The organism is Streptomyces sp. NPDC001339, from assembly GCF_042895955.1.
Classification (GTDB): Bacteria; Actinomycetota; Actinomycetes; order Streptomycetales; family Streptomycetaceae; genus Streptomyces.
Genome location: NZ_JBIAWT010000003.1, coordinates 107,680 through 124,107 on the forward strand (window position 1 = coordinate 107,680; position 16,428 = coordinate 124,107).

14 protein-coding genes are annotated in these 16,428 nt (G+C 73.6%); 4 read left to right on the forward strand and 10 right to left on the reverse strand.

Annotation, left to right across the window (positions count from 1 at the left end; all coding sequences use genetic code 11):
* Window positions 1-3: 3 nt before the first annotated feature.
* A complete protein-coding gene (locus ACFY12_RS09540; RefSeq protein WP_390715197.1) occupies window positions 4-897 on the reverse strand; it encodes a DNA/RNA non-specific endonuclease in 894 nt (297 codons plus the stop codon).
* Window positions 898-1,101: 204 nt separating this feature from the next.
* Between ACFY12_RS09540 and ACFY12_RS09545 the strand changes: the two genes are divergently transcribed.
* Entirely contained in the window at window positions 1,102-1,902 is an 801-nt protein-coding gene (locus ACFY12_RS09545; protein ID WP_390715198.1) for a caspase family protein, read from the forward strand.
* 79 nt (window positions 1,903-1,981) lie between these two features.
* Here the strand turns inward: ACFY12_RS09545 and ACFY12_RS09550 are convergent, their stop codons facing one another.
* Window positions 1,982-2,173, reverse strand: coding sequence for a DUF6381 family protein (locus ACFY12_RS09550; RefSeq protein WP_390715199.1), 192 nt, complete (start codon window positions 2,171-2,173; stop codon window positions 1,982-1,984).
* 453 nt (window positions 2,174-2,626) lie between these two features.
* On the opposite strand from ACFY12_RS09550, the gene ACFY12_RS09555 reads away from it, so the two are divergent.
* On the forward strand, window positions 2,627-3,589 hold the full coding sequence (locus ACFY12_RS09555; protein WP_390715200.1) for a hypothetical protein: 963 nt from the start codon (window positions 2,627-2,629) through the stop codon (window positions 3,587-3,589).
* A 77-nt stretch (window positions 3,590-3,666) separates the two neighbouring features.
* Here the strand turns inward: ACFY12_RS09555 and ACFY12_RS09560 are convergent, their stop codons facing one another.
* The 7 genes from ACFY12_RS09560 to ACFY12_RS09590 form a co-directional block, all read right to left on the reverse strand.
* Window positions 3,667-4,017, reverse strand: a complete 351-nt coding sequence (locus ACFY12_RS09560; protein ID WP_390715201.1) for a PRC-barrel domain containing protein — start codon at window positions 4,015-4,017, stop codon at window positions 3,667-3,669.
* Window positions 4,018-4,174: 157 nt separating this feature from the next.
* Window positions 4,175-4,672: a DUF6328 family protein gene (locus ACFY12_RS09565; RefSeq protein ID WP_390715202.1), complete on the reverse strand. Its 498-nt coding sequence runs from the start codon at window positions 4,670-4,672 to the stop codon at window positions 4,175-4,177.
* 73 nt (window positions 4,673-4,745) lie between these two features.
* Window positions 4,746-7,301 (reverse strand): ATP-dependent Clp protease ATP-binding subunit, encoded by a 2,556-nt coding sequence (locus ACFY12_RS09570; protein WP_390715203.1) that lies wholly within the window; start codon window positions 7,299-7,301, stop codon window positions 4,746-4,748.
* Between the two features lie 136 nt (window positions 7,302-7,437).
* Window positions 7,438-9,753 (reverse strand): FUSC family protein, encoded by a 2,316-nt coding sequence (locus ACFY12_RS09575; protein WP_390715204.1) that lies wholly within the window; start codon window positions 9,751-9,753, stop codon window positions 7,438-7,440.
* A 96-nt stretch (window positions 9,754-9,849) separates the two neighbouring features.
* Complete coding sequence (locus tag ACFY12_RS09580; protein WP_390715205.1) at window positions 9,850-10,833, reverse strand: acyl-CoA dehydrogenase family protein; 984 nt, start codon at window positions 10,831-10,833, stop codon at window positions 9,850-9,852.
* A 171-nt stretch (window positions 10,834-11,004) separates the two neighbouring features.
* On the reverse strand, window positions 11,005-12,180 hold the full coding sequence (locus ACFY12_RS09585; protein WP_390715206.1) for an acyl-CoA dehydrogenase family protein: 1,176 nt from the start codon (window positions 12,178-12,180) through the stop codon (window positions 11,005-11,007).
* Window positions 12,180-13,178: an enoyl-CoA hydratase gene (locus ACFY12_RS09590; protein WP_390715207.1), complete on the reverse strand. Its 999-nt coding sequence runs from the start codon at window positions 13,176-13,178 to the stop codon at window positions 12,180-12,182. The genes ACFY12_RS09585 and ACFY12_RS09590 overlap by 1 nt, the downstream gene beginning before the upstream one ends.
* Window positions 13,179-13,257: 79 nt before the next feature.
* Between ACFY12_RS09590 and ACFY12_RS09595 the strand changes: the two genes are divergently transcribed.
* Together ACFY12_RS09595 and ACFY12_RS09600 are read left to right on the forward strand one after the other, a co-directional pair.
* A complete protein-coding gene (locus ACFY12_RS09595; RefSeq protein WP_390715208.1) occupies window positions 13,258-14,040 on the forward strand; it encodes an SDR family oxidoreductase in 783 nt (260 codons plus the stop codon).
* 121 nt (window positions 14,041-14,161) lie between these two features.
* On the forward strand, window positions 14,162-15,319 hold the full coding sequence (locus tag ACFY12_RS09600) for an acetyl-CoA C-acetyltransferase (RefSeq protein ID WP_390715209.1): 1,158 nt from the start codon (window positions 14,162-14,164) through the stop codon (window positions 15,317-15,319).
* Between the two features lie 52 nt (window positions 15,320-15,371).
* Here the strand turns inward: ACFY12_RS09600 and ACFY12_RS09605 are convergent, their stop codons facing one another.
* Window positions 15,372-16,421 (reverse strand): NAD(P)H-dependent flavin oxidoreductase, encoded by a 1,050-nt coding sequence (locus ACFY12_RS09605; RefSeq protein ID WP_390715689.1) that lies wholly within the window; start codon window positions 16,419-16,421, stop codon window positions 15,372-15,374.
* Between the last annotated feature and the right edge of the window lie 7 nt (window positions 16,422-16,428).

Consider the following 16,428-nt stretch of genomic DNA (forward strand, 5'->3'; position numbering starts at 1 on the left):
CCCTCAGCCGCGCCGCAGCACGATGTCGTCGGGCGACTGGAGCCGCTTCCAGCGCTCCCTGGGGGCGCGGGTGACCGGCATCAGATCGACGTCCGGCAGCGGCCCCAGGTCCAGCAAGGTGAGCTCGACGACGTCCGAGACCGGCACCTGGAACGTCCGGAAGGCGCCGAGCGGGGGCGGCGCCCCCGGTGTGGCGCCGGCCAGCGCCCGGTCGGCGTCCCGCGTCAGATCCGGGCTCTGGTCGAGTACGTACGCCGTCGCCGCCAGCGCGCCGTCCTGGACGAACGCCGCCACCTTCCAGAACCGCAGCGGTACCTGGACGCCCCGGTAGGGCGGGTCCGAGTCGTGCAGTACGGGACCGGTGAGGACGGCCAGCTTGCGGTCGAACGCGGCGGCGTGGTCGAGGAGGTAGTTCTCCAGCCCCTGCCAGAGCTCCTTGCCCTGGTTGAACACGTCGGCCTGCGGGGCGGCGTTGGTGTAGTGGAAGGTGTCGGCGTCGGCCTGTTTCGCCTCCGCGGCTTCGCCCCATACGGGGTCGAGCCGCCGTACCAGGTGTCCTTTGTCGAGGGAGTTGGCGCGGTAGATCTCGTTGCCGGCCTGCCGGCTCTCGGGCACCCGCGGATCGAACTGCCAGTCGTCCTCCCGCGGGAGGTTCACCAGCTGCCCGCCGTCGATGCAGACGCCGGTGGCCGCCGCCATCCGCCGGTCCGGGCGGAACACGACGGTGAAGTGGGTGTATGGCAGGAGCACCGTCTCCAGGTCGGGGACGCTCGGCTTCGGGAGCGGCACCTGGACGCCGAGGAAGTGCTCGTCGTAGCCCGCGCGGCCGGCGAGGGAACCCCGGAACCCGGCCCCGGACGTCACCCCACCCGCCGCCTGGGAATCTGATGGGATCATGTGAAGAGCGATTCCCGGTGGCATGTGCCGCTGATCGGTGCGCACCGTGAAGCCACTCGAACAGCCGGGCGCGTCGAGGCCGCACGGGCACGGCGGGCGGGGCGACCGTTCAGGCGGTTGGGCGGGCCGCCGGGTTCCCGGACCGGCACATCATGGAACGCATGCAGGCACCTCCCGTCGTCCCGCCGTTGTCAAGGAGCCCGCATGCCCACCGGCCTCTCCCTCCACCTCGGACTCAACCAGGTCGATCCCACCAGGTATGGCGGCTGGGACGGCCAGCTCGTCGCCTGTGAGAACGACGCCCACGACATGGCGCGGCTGGCCGCCGCGGCCGGCTTCGAGCCGACGACCCTGCTCACCGCCGACAGCACCGTCGCCAACGTCACCGGCGCGCTGCGCGAGGCGGCCGGAACCCTCGAGCCCGGCGACATCCTGCTGTTCACCTACTCCGGCCACGGCGGCCAGGTCCCGAACACCGTGGGAGGTGACAATGAGCCGGACCGGCGCGACGAAACCCTGGTGTTCTACGACCGCGAATTCATCGACGACGAGCTCAACCGGGAATTCGGCCGCTTCGCCCAGGGCGTCCGCATCCTCGCCTTTCTCGACTCCTGCCACAGCGGCACCGCCATCGAACTGCCCCAGCAGACCACACGGACCGCCCGGCTCATGCCGGTCTACAAACAGGACGAGATCTACCAGCGCGACAAGGAGTTCTACCAGGAACTCCAGCGCGACCTCGCGGCATCGAAGAGCCAGGGGCGCCCCGCCGACGCTCTGCTCATCTCCGGCTGCCAGGACAATCAGCTGTCCTCCGACGGCGACACCAACGGACTCTTCACCGGGACCCTGCTGGAGGTCTGGCGCGACGGGGCATTCCGTGGCGACTACCGCCGCTTCCACGGCGAGATCCTGCGGCGGATGCCGCCCTACCAGAGCCCCAACTTCTATGTGACCGGACAGCCCGGAGAGGAATTCCTGGCGCAGCAGCCGTTCACGGTCTGACGGCGCCCGGAACCGGGAATCCGGCACACGGGGACGGGGCGCGGCCACCGGCCGCGTCCCGTCCGCACCTGCTGTTCCTTCACTCCGAGGGGTAGATGTCCCCGCCCCGCAGCATGCTTTCCTGCTCACTCTGGGACTGCAGCCTGCGAGCCTTTTCCTGGAGCCGCTTCCGCTCCTCCGGATCGTTGGTACGTTCCGCGGCTGCCTTCAATTCCTGGGCCTTGTCACGCATCTGCTGGATTCGTGCGCGTACTTCTCCGGATGCACTCATGGTCGGTCCTCGCGATCGGTCCTCGTGATGGGTCCTCGTGAACTGTCCTCGCACGGTGGCGGCAGAGCTGCTCAGGGAGCTGCCTCTACCAGCGAATCAGGCCCGGCCGCCTTCGGCACTTCGAAAAGACCTCACGAAGCCCGATCGTAGAAAGGCGCCGAGCGCGGCACGCCCGGGCGTACCGGCGTGTCTCCACCGGATGGCCTTCCTGAATGGCGAGGGCGGCGGAAAGGGACGTTGGCTGAAGCAAGCAGATCACGTCCGCTGAGTGTCAGAGCCTCTGGCGTTTGACGCTCCCCTCGTTCAGTGGAGTCCTCCATGACATCCGAACCAGCACTTTGTGGGGGCGACGCCGAACTGTCATCGACAGCACACGGCGAGCGTATTCCGCCCCTCCCATCCGAGAAGAATTCGTCCCGCACCCTTCTCTGGGAGGCCGTCACCCATCGGCCCTTGGAGGAAGTCGCCGCGCTCGTGGAACTGCTCAAGCGCAGCGGCGACGTTCCCAATCCGGGTGACGAAGCCCTCCGCCTGGCGGTGCTCTCCCGTCCGGTGAGCGACGTCGCGGTGCTGTTCGACCTGCTGCGGGCCGATCCGAACGCGGTGGAGTCCAGCCGTGACGCGCTGCGTGCCGCGGCCGTGGACCGGTCCGTCGAGGAGGTCGCGCAGCTCATCGAGCTGTTCGACTGGCCGCGGGAGGACGACGGCCACGGCTTCGGCACCGCCGGCCCGTTCGACATGTCCGCCCCCTTCCCTCCGGGCCCCGGGAGCCCCGGCGGCGGCCCTCCGGAACCGGAGCCCACCGCGGCCATGCACGTCCTCGACCCCGACGTCCGCCCCCTGGGGAACACCGCCCACCCGGCCCCCACCGGGCACCACGAGACCGCGATGCCGCAACCACCCGGCCGGCCGCCCTGGGCCGGCCACCCCGCCGGCCCGCACCCGCAGCACGGCCAGGGCGCCCCGCCGTGGCCCAGCGCGCACGAGGAGCCCCGGCAGCCCGGCTACGCCGTCCCCGGCGTGCTGCGGTCCGTACTGCGCTGGCCCGCCGCGGGGGCCCTGGCGCTGTGCGGGGTGAGCCACCTGCCGGTGAACACCTCGCCCGTGCACGGCGCCCAGGCGGCCGTCGCGCTCTCCATGGCCATCGCCGTGGTCTACCTGCTGCTGTCGGGCTGGCTGGCGATGCGCGACACCGCCCTGGTCTGGACGGTGAGCGCCGCCGCGGCCATGGTCATCGTCGCCGTGCACGCGCTGTCCCGGGCCGGCGTCCTCACGCCCCTGGGAAGCGGCCTGGGCGACACCGGTATGTGGCCCGAGATGGTGGCGGTGGCCCTGGCGATCGTCACCGCCGGACTCGCCGGTGCGGCGCTGCTCAGTCGCACGCGCCGGGTAGGGCCCGTCCCGGCGGGACTGTGAGCCGCCGGCGCGGAACCGTCAGCCAAGGGCGCGGGCCGGGACCCTGAACGGGGGCCCGGCCCGCGCCCTTCGTCAGGTCAGCTGTGCGGAGCCCCGTAATGCCCGGCGAGCCGCCGGTAGTACGCGTCGTCGCCGAGGTGCTTCCCCCGGTCGAACTCCGGGGCATCCGCGATGTCCTTCTTCGTCCGGGCGAGGTAGATCACGCTCCGGTCGAAGTCGATCGACGAGATGACACCGGCCGGCAGCAGGACGTGCCTGCCGAAGATCCACGCACCGGTGTCGACGACCAGATACGCGGCTCCCGCCTCGTCGGAGTGCTGGTCGACCGTCCCGACGGTGCCGTCGATCGCCTCGACCGAGAAGCCGGTGAGATCGGTCCCGGCACGGTGGCCCGCGGTGTCCTGGAATCCCCAGATGCCGTCCGTCATGGGAGACCTCCCAGCGCTGCCGAGCGGCCGGAACCGCGCGCCTTCCCTCGCCGTCCCTCCCCGTGACCATCATGCCCCCGGCATCGGCCCCCGGAGACCCGCCGGAAGCGCCGTGGGCCCTGCCCCGTCGGAACCCATCGGGCCCATCGGACACGCCCTAATCCCTGGACGAGTACCGGTGCAGCACCCAGGCCGGCAGGGCGAACCAGCAGACGATGAACCAGGCGACCAGCCCCGCGACGAGCCAGGGGACGGCCGGACCGCCCCACGCGATCCGGAGGATCAGCAGCAGCGCCGAGGTGACGGTCAACAACAGCAGGACGATCCCGGTCAGGGCCAGCCGCGAGGCCCAGGTCACCGTCTCCGGCTTCAGCCGGTGGCCGGCGACCAGCCGGTGGAAGGTCACCGTGCCGATCAGCGCCCCGGTGGTCGCCGCGCCCAGCAGCACCGTCACCACGTAGATGGTCACGTCGGCCTCCCCCAGCGTCGCGAAGCGCGGGGTGAAGACCACGGTGAGCAGGAACCCGAAGAGGATCTGCACCCCGGTCTGGATGACCCGCACCTCCTGCAGCAGCTCGACCCACCGCCGGTCCGCGCGCTCCTCCGGCGTCTCATGGCGACCGCGCGCCGTCCGGCGCGGATCCGGCGACTCCATCCGGCCTCTCCCGTCTGCCGGCTCCCGTCTGCCCGTCTGCCGCGGCCCTCCGGCTACCGCCGCTGCCCGTCGGCTAGTGCTTCACGCTGGTGCGGAACGCCAGCTCGTCGTCCTTCACCTCCACCCGCACCACGTCCCCGGACGACAGCGCCCCGTCGAGCAGCAGCCGCGAGAGCGCGTTGTCCACCTCCCGCTGAATGGTGCGCCGCAGCGGCCGCGCCCCGTACTCGGGCTGGTGGCCGCGGTGGGTGAGCCAGTCCACGGCCTCCGGTGTGAACTCCACGGAGATGTCCTGGGCGTGCAGCCGGCGGCGGGTCCCCTCCAGCAGCAGACCGGTGATCTGGCGCAGCTGCTGGTCCGTGAGCCGGCGGAAGACGATGATCTCGTCGAGCCGGTTGAGGAACTCCGGACGGAAGTGCTCGCGCAGGCTCGCCAGCGCCCGCTCCCGCGCCCCGTCGCCGCCCTCCGCCCCCGCCATGTCCGAGCCGAAGCCCAGCACCCCGCGGCCGCCGCTGAGCGCCTCGGAGCCCAGGTTGCTGGTCATCACGATGACGGTGTTCTTGAAGTCGACGGTACGGCCCTGGGAGTCGGTCAGATGCCCGTCGTCGAGCACCTGCAACAGCATGTTGAACACGTCCGGGTGGGCCTTCTCCACCTCGTCGAGCAGCAGCAGCGAGTACGGGTGGCGCCGCACCGCCTCGGTCAGCTGGCCGGCGTCCTCATGGCCGATGTATCCGGGCGGCGCGCCCACCAGCCGGCTGACGGTGTGCCGCTCCTGGAACTCGCTCATGTCCAGCCGCACCATGCGGTCCTCACTGCCGAACAGCGCCTCGGCGAGCGCCCGGGCCAGCTCCGTCTTGCCCACGCCGGTGGGGCCGAGGAAGAGGAAGCTGCCGATCGGGCGACTGGGGTCGGACAGGCCGGCCCGTGAGCGGAGAATCGCCTCGGAGACCGCGGTGACCGCGTCGTCCTGGCCGATCACCCGGTCGTGCAGCCGGTCCGCCAGCCCCAGCAGCCGCTCCTTCTCCTCCTGGGTCAGGCTGCTGACCGGCACCCCTGTCTGCCGCGACACGATCTCCGCGACGTCCTCCGCGGTGACCTTCACGATCGTGCCGTCGCCGCGCGGCCGGGAGCCCTGGGCCGCGTCGATCCGCGCGGTCAGCTCGTTGATCCGGTCCCGCAGCTCGGTGGCCCGTTCGTACTGCTCCGACGCGACCGCCTGGTCCTTGTCCACGGCCAGCTGTGCCACCTCACGCTCCAGCGCCCGTACGTCGGTGGTCTTGGCGCCGGAACGGAGCCGGACCCGGGCGCCCGCCTGGTCGATCAGGTCGATGGCCTTGTCGGGCAGGAAGCGGTGGGTGATGTAGCGGTCCGACAGCTCGACGGCGGCCAGCAGCGCCTCGGGCGTGTAGCGGACCTGGTGGTGCGCCTCGTAGCGGTCCTGGAGGCCGCGCAGGATCTCCACGGTGTCGGCGACGGTCGGCTCGGGCACCAGGATCGGCTGGAAGCGGCGGGCGAGGGCGGCGTCCTTCTCGATGTACCGCCGGTACTCCTCCAGCGTTGTGGCGCCGATGACATGCAACTCCCCGCGGGCCAGGGCGGGTTTGAGCATGTTGCTCGTGTCCAGGGCGCCGCCCTCCCCGGTGCCGCCGCCGGCCCCGACGACCGTGTGCAGCTCGTCGATGAAGATGATCAGCGAGTCGGGGTGGGCGCGGACCTCCTCCATGATCCCGTTCATCCGCTCCTCGAAGTCCCCGCGGTAGCGGGTGCCCGCGAGGACCGCAGTCAGGTCCAGGGCGACCACCCGGCGCCCCGCCAGGGTGTCCGGGACCTCCCCGTCGGCGAGCCGCTGCGCCAGCCCCTCCACGATCGCCGTCTTGCCGACGCCCGCGTCACCGACCAGCACCGGGTTGTTCTTCCCCCGGCGGGAGAGCACCTCGATGGTCTGCTCGATCTGCTCGTCGCGGCCGATCACCGGGTCGATCCGGCCCGCCCGGGCCAGGTCGGTCAGATCGCGGCTGAACTTGTCGAGGGTGGGGGTGTCGTGCTTGGGCGGGGCGCCGTGCTCGCCGGGGCCGTGCTGCGGCCCGTGTCCGCCCTGCGGGGTGGCGGCGTGCGGCTCGAAGTGGGCGAGGCCCAGGATCCGCCCCGCCGCCGAGTCCGGGTTCGCCGCCAGCGCGTCGAGCACATGCTCCGGGCCGATGTACGAGGACCCGTTGTCCCGCGCCAGATCGTGCGCGCCCAGCAGGGCCCGTTTGACCGCCGGGGTCACCGCGACGCTGGACTGCTTGGGGCCGCTGCCGGCGCTGCGGTCGATCTCGGCCGCCAGCGCGTCGGGGTCCGCCCCGGCCTGCCGGAGCAGGGTCCGGGTCGGCTCGGCGCTCAGCGCGGCCCGCAGCAGGTGCTCGGTACCCAGCTCGGGGCTGCCGTGCTCGGCGGCGTAGGCGGCTGCGGAGGTCACCAGGTCCCGGGCGGGCCCGCTCATCAGGCGCGCGATGTCCGCGTGCCGGGGCAGTGACTGCCCGCCCTCGCCGCTCCCGGACGGCACCGCGCCGCCGAAGAAGCGCGCGAGGAATTCACTGAACGGGTCCGGGCCGTAACCCTCCGGACCCACGGATCCATTGCTCATGTGTGTCCGTTCCGCTGCCACGGCGGTACCGCGACATGCTGCCTCGTCGGGGCCGGTCGCCACTCCACTGCTTCAGGATCGGTTCCCGCGGAGCCATCCGCACCCGGGCGGGCCGCCGCGGGCCCGGCGGCGCGGCTCACAGCTCGCGGTGGATCCGGGCGAGGTCGGCGGTGAGCGCGTCGAGCCAGATGACCGAGTCGACGAGGAGCGCGGCGGAGACCGCGCGGGCGTCCTGGTCGGGGACGTCCTGCGGGATGTGCGGGACGACGGCCAGCAGGGCGTGGATGTCCAGCGCTGGGGGAGCGCCGAGCGGTGGTGGTGGGGCACCGTGGTCGGTGCGGAGGCGGCGGGAGAGGTCCCGGTAGGCGGCCGCCGTGGTGCCGGAGGCCTGCCGCAGCCAGGAGCCGACCTCCCGCCGGTCGATCCGGCCGGGCCGGCCGGGCAGCATCCGTTCGCCGCGCCGTGCGTCCGCCCCGGCGACCACCACGGCCAGCCAGTCCGGCTGCCGGTCCGGCTCGGTCCTCGGTTCGCTCTCGAACTGGGCCAGGCTCTCCTGCGCGAGGATCAGCGCGCGGTTGATCGCGGCGATACCGGCGGCGCTGCCGCCCGCCGCCGGGACACCGGCCGTGGTGCGGTCGACGATCCGCGTGGTGGTCCACCCGATGGCGTCCGCGACGGCCGCGCACAGGTCCGCCATGCTCCTGCGGACCTCGCGCCCGGCGCCGCGCGGCCAGGCCACCAGACCGCAGACCAGACCGATGACGCTGCCGATCAGCACATCCTCCACCCGGACCGGCGCGAGCAGCCAGGTGACCGGCGAGACCTGTGCGAAGAGCAGGGCGACGACCAGGGTGAAGCCGCCCTGCGCCCAGGCCAGCCCGCGCAGCGGCCCGACGAGGAAGGCCACCAGCATCAGCGGCGGCAGCACCACCGCGTACACCACCGGACGGTCGTGGACCGCCGCCAGCAGGCCAGCGGCCAGCCCCGCGCCGAGCAGCGTTCCGATGAGCGCCTGGCGGACCGCGGTACGGGTCTCCAGGCTCGTCGTCCGGATCAGGGTGAGCGTCGCCAGCAGCACCCAGAAGCCGTGCTGAAGATTGAGGACTCCGGCGACGGCCCGGGCCGCGGCCAGCCCGAGCGCGAACCGGCAGGCGTTCTGGAAGATCACCGAGCGGGGGGTGAGGTGCGTGGCCAGCCGCTGCCGCCACAGCTCGGTGGCGCGGGCCCGCGCGTAGGTGAAGGAGTGCCCGCCCGGGTTCCGGTCGACGCTGCGGTCGCCGAGCAACAGCCGGGTGGCCAGCACGAGGGTCACGGCGGCGTCGGCGGCCTGTACCACCAGCGACCGGCGGCGCAGACGGGCCAGCTGTTCGTCGGCGCTCAGGCGGTCCAGGGCCTCCAGGGCCCGGCGGGTACGGGCCGGGGCCAGCTCGTTCTGGAGGGCCGTCGCGGACGGCCGCCCCATACCGGGCCGCAGCCGCGCCCGGCGCGGTGGCAGTGCGCCCACGCGGACCCACCGCCGTTCGTTCTCCCGCAGCGCCCGGGCCGTCTCGCGCGCGGTGGCGCCGACGGTCCGCAGCAGGGCGGCGGTCTGCGGGCGGAAGGCGCGGTACGCCCCGGCCGTGGTGTGCACGGCGGCCAGCCTGGCCAGCAGGGTACGGACGGCCTCGGCGGTATGGACCAGTGCCTTGTTGGCGAGTGTGGGGGCGGCGGGCATATCGGCCGGGGGTACCCGGTCCGGGCGCAGCGCCTCCGCGGCCGCGTCCGCCCGGGCGAGCGCGGGACCCGGTGCGGGGCCGCCGCGGTGCTCGGCGAGGTCCGCCGCCGCGTCGGCGGCCTCGGCCAGCAGCCGGCGGAACGGTGGGGTGGCCGGTTCCGGCAGGACGAAGCGCTGGGCCAGCACGAGCAGGACGGTGCCCAGCAGATAGCCCGCCAGCCGTTGCGCCAGGGTGTCCGGGGCGTACGGCGGGAAGCACGGCAGGATGTAGAGCAGCTGCATCCCCGGTGCCGCGGCGGCGACCCGCGGCCCGGTGGTGCCGGCGTACGCGACCAGGAAGCCGACGACCAGCATGCCGAGGACGGCCGCCCAGGTCCGGACCGCGAGCAGAGTGCCCAGGCCGACGAGCGCCAGGCCGGCGGGGACCGCGGTGAGCAGGGTCTCGGCGCGCTGGCGCCCGGAGCCGGGGATCCGGGCGAGCGCGCCCAGCGCGACCACGGTGAAGGTGGCGTACAGGGACATCACGGTCAGGCCGAGCCCGTAGCGGCAGAGGTAGAAGGCGGTACAGGCGGCGACCGTCACACGGACCGCCGTGCCGACCACCGGCCGCTGTGTGTGCAGCGCGTGCCGGCCGTGCTCCCGCAGATAGCGCAGCCGGCGCAGCCCGGCGCGGAGGGGCACCGACCCGACGGGTCCGTCGGCCGTCCGCCGTGGGGAAGCTCCCAGCTGCGACCTCACCTCTCCACTATTGGCCAGCGGCCGGAGGTCCGCACCGCACCCAGCGATCGGAGGTCCGTACCGCGCCCAGCGGCCGGGGGTCCGCACCGCGCCCCGTCAGAAGTGCTCCAGCACCCGGTCCCGGCACTCGGCCGGTGTGCCCCAGGCGTCCCGCAGGGGGCGGGCCTTGCGGATCCACAGGGAGAGGTCCGGTTCCTCCGTGTAGCCGAGGGCGCCGTGCAGCTGTAGCGCCGTACGGGCCGCGGTATACCCCGCTTCACCCGCCGCGGCCTTCGCCGCCGCCACCTCGCCCGTGGCCGAGGGAGCGTCCGCCGCCACCGCCAGCGCCGCCGCGTACACCAGCGGCTGGGCGAACTCCAGCGCGATGAGGGTGTCCGCCAGCCGGTGTTTGACCGCCTGGAACGAGCCGATCGCCACGCCGAACTGGGTGCGCCGCCGGACGTACGAGACGGTCGCCGCCAGGAGAGCGCGGCCGAGGCCGAGGCACTGCGCCGCGGTGGCCAGCCGCGCGACGTCGACGGCGTGGGCGGCGGCCTCGGCCACCTCCGGGCCCCGGGCGAGGACCGTGCCGCCGAGCGGACGGGACAGTCGCCGGGCCGGATCGAGGCAGGGCTGCACCGGGCCCTGCGTGTCCGTACGGCGCACGGTGTCGCCCCGGACGACCAGGACGGCGTCGGCGGCATCCGCGTCCAGGGCGAACGGTGCCCCGACGCACAGGCTGACCATGGCGTCGCCGGAGGCGATCCGCGGCAGCCACTCCCCGGCCGCGTCACGCTCCCCGAGCCGGTCCAGGAACGCGGCCGCGGCCACCGTCTCCACCAGCGGACCCGGCACCGCATGACGTCCCAACACGCCGAAGGAGACGGTCAGTTCGACCGGAAGCGGTCCCACGCCGCCATACCGTTCCGGCACGGCGAGCCCGAACACCCCTGCCGCCGCGATCCGCGCCCACAGCTCCCGCCCGGGCCCGTGCTCCCCGGCGGCCCAGGCGCGTACCACCGCCGGAGCGCCGGACGACCCCAGCATGCCGTCCAGCACACGGCCGAACTCCCGCTGCTCGGCGGTGAGGAGGAAGCGCATCAGCGGCGTCCCTTCGGCAGCCCGAGCAACCGCTCGGCGACCCTGTGCTGTCCCGGGGGCAACCCCCGGACCCCCGGCCCGGTCATCGTCCCCGCGCCTCCTTCGGCAGACCCAGCAGCCGTTCCGCGATACTGTGCTGTCCCGGGGGCAACCCCCGGACCCCCGGCCCGGTCATCGTCCCCGCGCCCCCTTCGGCAGGCCCAGCAGCCGCTCCGCGATGATGTTCCGCTGGATCTCATTGGTGCCGGCGTAGATCGGCCCGGCGAGGGAGAAGGTGTAGCCCTCGGCCCAACTCCCGTGCGCCGGCGCCTCCTCGGCGGCGTCGGTGAGCATGCCGTACGGGCCGAGCAGGTCCAGCGCGGTCTCGTGCAGGGCGAGGTCCAGCTCGGACCAGAAGACCTTGGTCAGGCTCGACTCGGCGCCGGGGGAGGCCCCGTCGGCCGGCCGGGAGGCCTGCGCGTAGCCGAAGAGCTGGTAGGCGCGGGCGCCGATCAGGGCGTCGGCCACCCGGCCGCGGAGCGCCGGACCGGCCGCTCCGGGGGCCGCCCGCCACAGCGCGGCCAGCCGCCCGGCGGCCGCCATGAAACGGCCCGGGCTGCGCAGCGTCAGGCCGCGTTCCCGGCCGGCCGTGCTCATCGCCACCCGCCAGCCCTGCCCCGGCTCACCGATGACATCCGCGTCGGGTACGAACACCCCGTCCAGGAACAGTTCGGCGAAGGCCGGTTTCCCGTCCAGGCGGCCGATGGGCCGTACCGTCACGCCCGGCGCGCGCAGCGGGAACATCAGATACGTCAGCCCCTGGTGCGGCCGGCCGGTACCCGGTTCGCTGCGGAACGGGCCGAACGCGCGGTCGGCGAAGGCGGCGCGGGACGACCAGGTCTTCTGCCCGCTCAGCCGCCAGCCGCCGTCGGTGCGTACGGCGGTGGAGCGCAGTGCCGCCAGATCCGAGCCGGCCTCCGGCTCCGACCACGCCTGTGCCCAGATCACCTCACCCCGCGCCATGGGGCCGAGGACGCGGGCGCGTTGCTCGTCGGTGCCGTACTCGAAGAGGGTGGGGGCGAGGAGGCTGATGCCGTTCTGGCCGACCCGGCCGGGCGCGCCCGCGGCGTGGTACTCCTCCTCGAAGACCAGCCACTCCAGCAGTGAGGCGCCGCGGCCGCCGTACTCCTCGGGCCAGGAGACCACCGACCAGCGGTCCGCGGCGAGCCGGTGCTCCCACTCCCGGTGGGCGGCGAACCCCTCGGCGGTCTCCAGGGACGGCAGCGGGGCGGCGGGGACGTGCGCGGTGAGCCAGGCCCGGGCCTCGGCCCGGAAGGCGTCCTCCGCGGCGGTGAAGGCGAGGTCCATCAGGCCTCCGCCGCACGCGGATTCGCCGGCTCTCCCCCGGAGGGCCGCCGGGTCGCCGCCCCGGAGGACCGCCGCATCGCATCGAGGTCCATCCCGCCCAGCGGGTCGGTGGCGGTCTCGGCGTTGTGCGCGTGCGCGAGGTGGTGCAGGGCGAACGCCGAGTCCAGTCCGGGGTGCAGGCCCTGAAGGTCCTCGGCCTGGTTGACGGCGCGCTTGGTCAGCGCCAGCCCGAGCCGTGGCATCGCCGCGATCCGAAGCGCCAACTCCCCGGTCTGGTATGCCAGTTCATGCTGCGGGACGACCCGGTTGACCATCCCCAGCTCGTACGCCCGGCGGGCGGACATCCGGTCGCCCGTGTAGAGGAACTCCTTGGCGATACGCGGGGGCATCACCCACGGGTGGGCGAAGTACTCCACACCCGGGATGCCCATCCGTACCACCGGGTCGGCGAAGAAGGCGTCCTCGGCGGCGACGATCAGATCGCAGATCCAGGCGAGCATCAGACCGCCCGCCACACACGCCCCCTGGACCGCGGCGATCACCGGTTTGGGCAGTTCCCGCCAGCGGCGGCACATGCCGAGGTAGACCTCCGACTCGCGGGCGTAGCGCTGCTCGGCGCCCGCCTTGTCCGAGTGGTCCCACCACAGCCCCGCGGCGCGGTCGAAGGGGAGGTGGGCATCGCGCCCGGGGGAGCCGATGTCGTGGCCCGCGGAGAAGTGCCGGCCCTCGCCGGCGAGTACCACCACCTTGACCTCGTCGTCGTCCGCGGCGCGGTAGAAGGCGCGGTCGAGGGCGTAGGTCATCGCGGAGTTCTGTGCGTTGCGGTACTCCGGGCGGTTCATGGTGACGGTCGCGACCGGGCCTTGGAGGCTGTAGCGCACGGGCGCGTCGGTTGCGCCGGGAGCCTGGCCGGGATGGCGCACGGGCGCGTCGGTTGCGCCGGGCGCGTGGCCGGGACGGCGCACCGGGTTCTCGTCCTCGTGGGCAGCGGGCATCATCCCTCCCCTCCTTCCCTAACAAGTGTTTGGTAGGTTAACGTACGGCCGCGAGCGGCGTCGAGGCCGAGGAGGTCCGCGTATGACACCGCCCCCCTACGTGCCCGGCCACGATCTGCTCACCGGCCGTACCGCCGTCATCACCGCGGCCGCCGGCGCGGGCATCGGCGGCGCCACCGCCCGCCGCTTCCTGGAGGAGGGCGCCCGGATCGTCATCGGCGACGCCCATGCCCGGCGGCTGAAGGAGCACGCCGCGGCGCTGGCCGAGGAGTTCGGCGCCGACGCGGTGGCCGCCCTGCCCTGCGACGTCACCGACGAGGGCCAGGTGGGCGCCCTGCTGGACCTGGCCGAGGAGCGCCACGGCCGCCTCGACATCGTCGTCAACAACGCCGGGCTGGGCGGCACCGCCGACCTGGTCGAGATGACCGACGCGCAGTGGACCGCGGTCCTCGACACCACCCTGAACGGCACGTTCCGCTGCACCCGGGCCGCCCTGCGCCGGATGCGACGCACCGGCAGCGGCGGCGTCGTCGTCAACAACGCCTCCGTCCTCGGCTGGCGCGCCCAGCGCGGCCAGGCGCACTACGCCGCCGCCAAGGCCGGGGTGATGGCGCTGACCCGCTGCGCCGCCATGGAGGCGGCCGCCTACGGCGTACGGATCAACGCGGTCGCGCCCAGCCTCGCCATGCACCCGCACCTGGTGAAGGCCACCACCCCCGGGCTGCTGGCGGAGCTCACCGCGCGGGAGGCTTTCGGCCGCTGGGCCGAACCCTGGGAGGTCGCCAACGTCATCGTCTTCCTGGCCGGCGACTACGCCTCGTACATGACCGGCGAAACGGTGTCGGTCAGCGCACAGCACGCCTGAGACACCTGCGCCATCCCCGGGGCACCCGCACCACCCCTGAGGCGCACCGCGCGGCCACCACCACTCAAGGGCCTTGCGGAACCGGCCGGCACCTTCGCAGAATCTCACCAAGGAGAGCAGCATGTCCGAGGCCTATGTCGTCGACGCGGTCCGTACCCCGGTCGGCAAGAAGGGCGGTGGCCTCTCCGCCGTCCACCCCGCCGATCTGGGCGCCCATGTGCTGACCGCCCTGATGGCGCGCACCGGTGTCGACCCGGCCGCCGTCGAGGACGTGGTCTTCGGCTGCCTGGACGCGGTCGGACCGCAGGCCGGGGACATCGCCCGTACGTGCTGGCTGGCCGCCGGGCTGCCCGAGGAGGTCCCCGGCGTCACCGTCGACCGCCAGTGCGGATCCTCCCAGCAGGCCGTCCACTTCGCGGCCCAGGCCGTGCTCTCCGGCACCCAGGACCTGGTCGTCGCCGGCGGCGTACAGAACATGTCGCAGATCCCGATCGCCTTCGCCGGCCGCCGGGCCACCGAGCCGCTGGGCCTGACCGAGGGCCCGTTCGCCGGCTCCGGCGGCTGGCGGGCCCGCTACGGCGAGGCGCCCGTCAGCCAGTTCCACGGCGCCGAGCTGATCGCCGACACCTGGCGCATCTCGCGTACGGAGATGGAGGAGTTCGCGCTCCGCTCCCACCAGCGGGCCGTCCGCGCCATCGACGAGGGCCGCTTCGACCGGGAGACCGCGCCGTACGGGGACGTCACCGTCGACGAGGGCCCGCGCCGCACCACCTCCCTGGCGAAGATGGCCGCCCTGCCGTCCGTCATCCCGGGCGGTCGGCTGACCGCGGCGGTCTCCTCGCAGGTCTCCGACGGCGCGGCGGCGATGCTGCTCGCCTCCGGGCGGGCGGTGGCCGCGCACGGGCTGACCCCGCGCGCCCGTATCCACCACCTGTCGGTGCGCGGGGAGGACCCGATCCGGATGCTGACTGCACCGATCCCCGCGACGGCGTACGCGCTGAAGAAGGCGGGCATGACGATGGACGACATCGATCTGGTCGAGATCAACGAGGCGTTCGCGCCCGTCGTCCTGGCCTGGCTCGCCGAGACCGGTGCCGACCCGGAACGGGTCAATGTCAACGGCGGCGCCATCGCGCTCGGCCATCCGCTCGGCGCGACCGGCGTACGGCTGATGACGACCCTGCTCCACGAACTGGAGCGCACGGGCGGCCGGTTCGGCCTGCAGACCATGTGCGAGGGCGGCGGTCAGGCCAACGTCACCATCATCGAAAGGCTGTGAGCCGCGTCACCGCGCGACCGTGGGCCGCATCATCGAGCGGCTGTGAGCCGCGTCATCGAACGGCGGTGAGCCGCTCGCGTACCTCCGCCGCCTCCCGCATGATCCGTTCCACCAGCTCCGCGCAGCACGGCAGGTCGTCGATCACCCCGGCGACCTGCCCGGACGCCATCACGCCGAGATCCGTACGGCCGTCCACCATCGCCGACCTCAGCAGCATCGGGGTGTTCGCGGCGAGCAGTACCTGACCCCACGTCATATCCCGGCCGTGCCGCAGGGCGAGACCGTCGCGGATCATCCCGCGCCAGGTCGCACCGGACAGTCTCCGGAAGCCCGCCGCCGCGCGGACCGCCCGCACCAGGGCCGCGGCGCGGCCGGCCCGCTCGAGGGAGTCGACGAAGTCCGTGCGCAGCATCCGGTGCGGCAGCCCGTCCACCGCGGTGGTGACGGTGACGTCGTGGACGGCCGCGGCCAGATAGCGGGCCAGGACCGCCCGGGGCACGGTGCTGTCCGATGTCAGCAGGAAACGGGTGCCCATGGCGATCCCGGCCGCGCCGTACGCGAGGGCGGCGACCAGGCCCCGGCCGTCGAAGAAGCCGCCCGCGGCGATCACCGGGATGCCGACGGCGTCGACGACCTGGGGGAGCAGCACGCTCGTGGCGACGCTCCCGGTATGGCCGCCGCCTTCGCCGCCCTGGACGATGACCGCGTCGGCGCCCCAGGCCGCGACCTTCTCGGCGTGCCGGCGGGCGCCGACGGACGGGATGACGACGACGCCGGCGTCCTTCAGCCGGGCGATCAGCGCACGGGACGGGGCCAGGGCGAAGGAGGCGACCCGTACGCCCTCGTCCACGATGACGCGCACCCGCTCGGCCGCATCGCCCGCGTCCGCCCGCAGGTTGACGCCGAACGGCGCGTCCGTACGGGAGGCGACCTCGCGGACCGCTGCGCGCAGCCGGCCGACGGTCATGGTGGCCGAGGCGAGGATCCCCAGTGCGCCCGCGTTCGCGGCGGCCGAGACCAGCCGGGGCCCCGCCACCCACCCCATACCGGTCTGTACGAGCGGATACCGCACCCCGACGAGCCGGGTGAGGGCCGTCTCCATCGGCGCC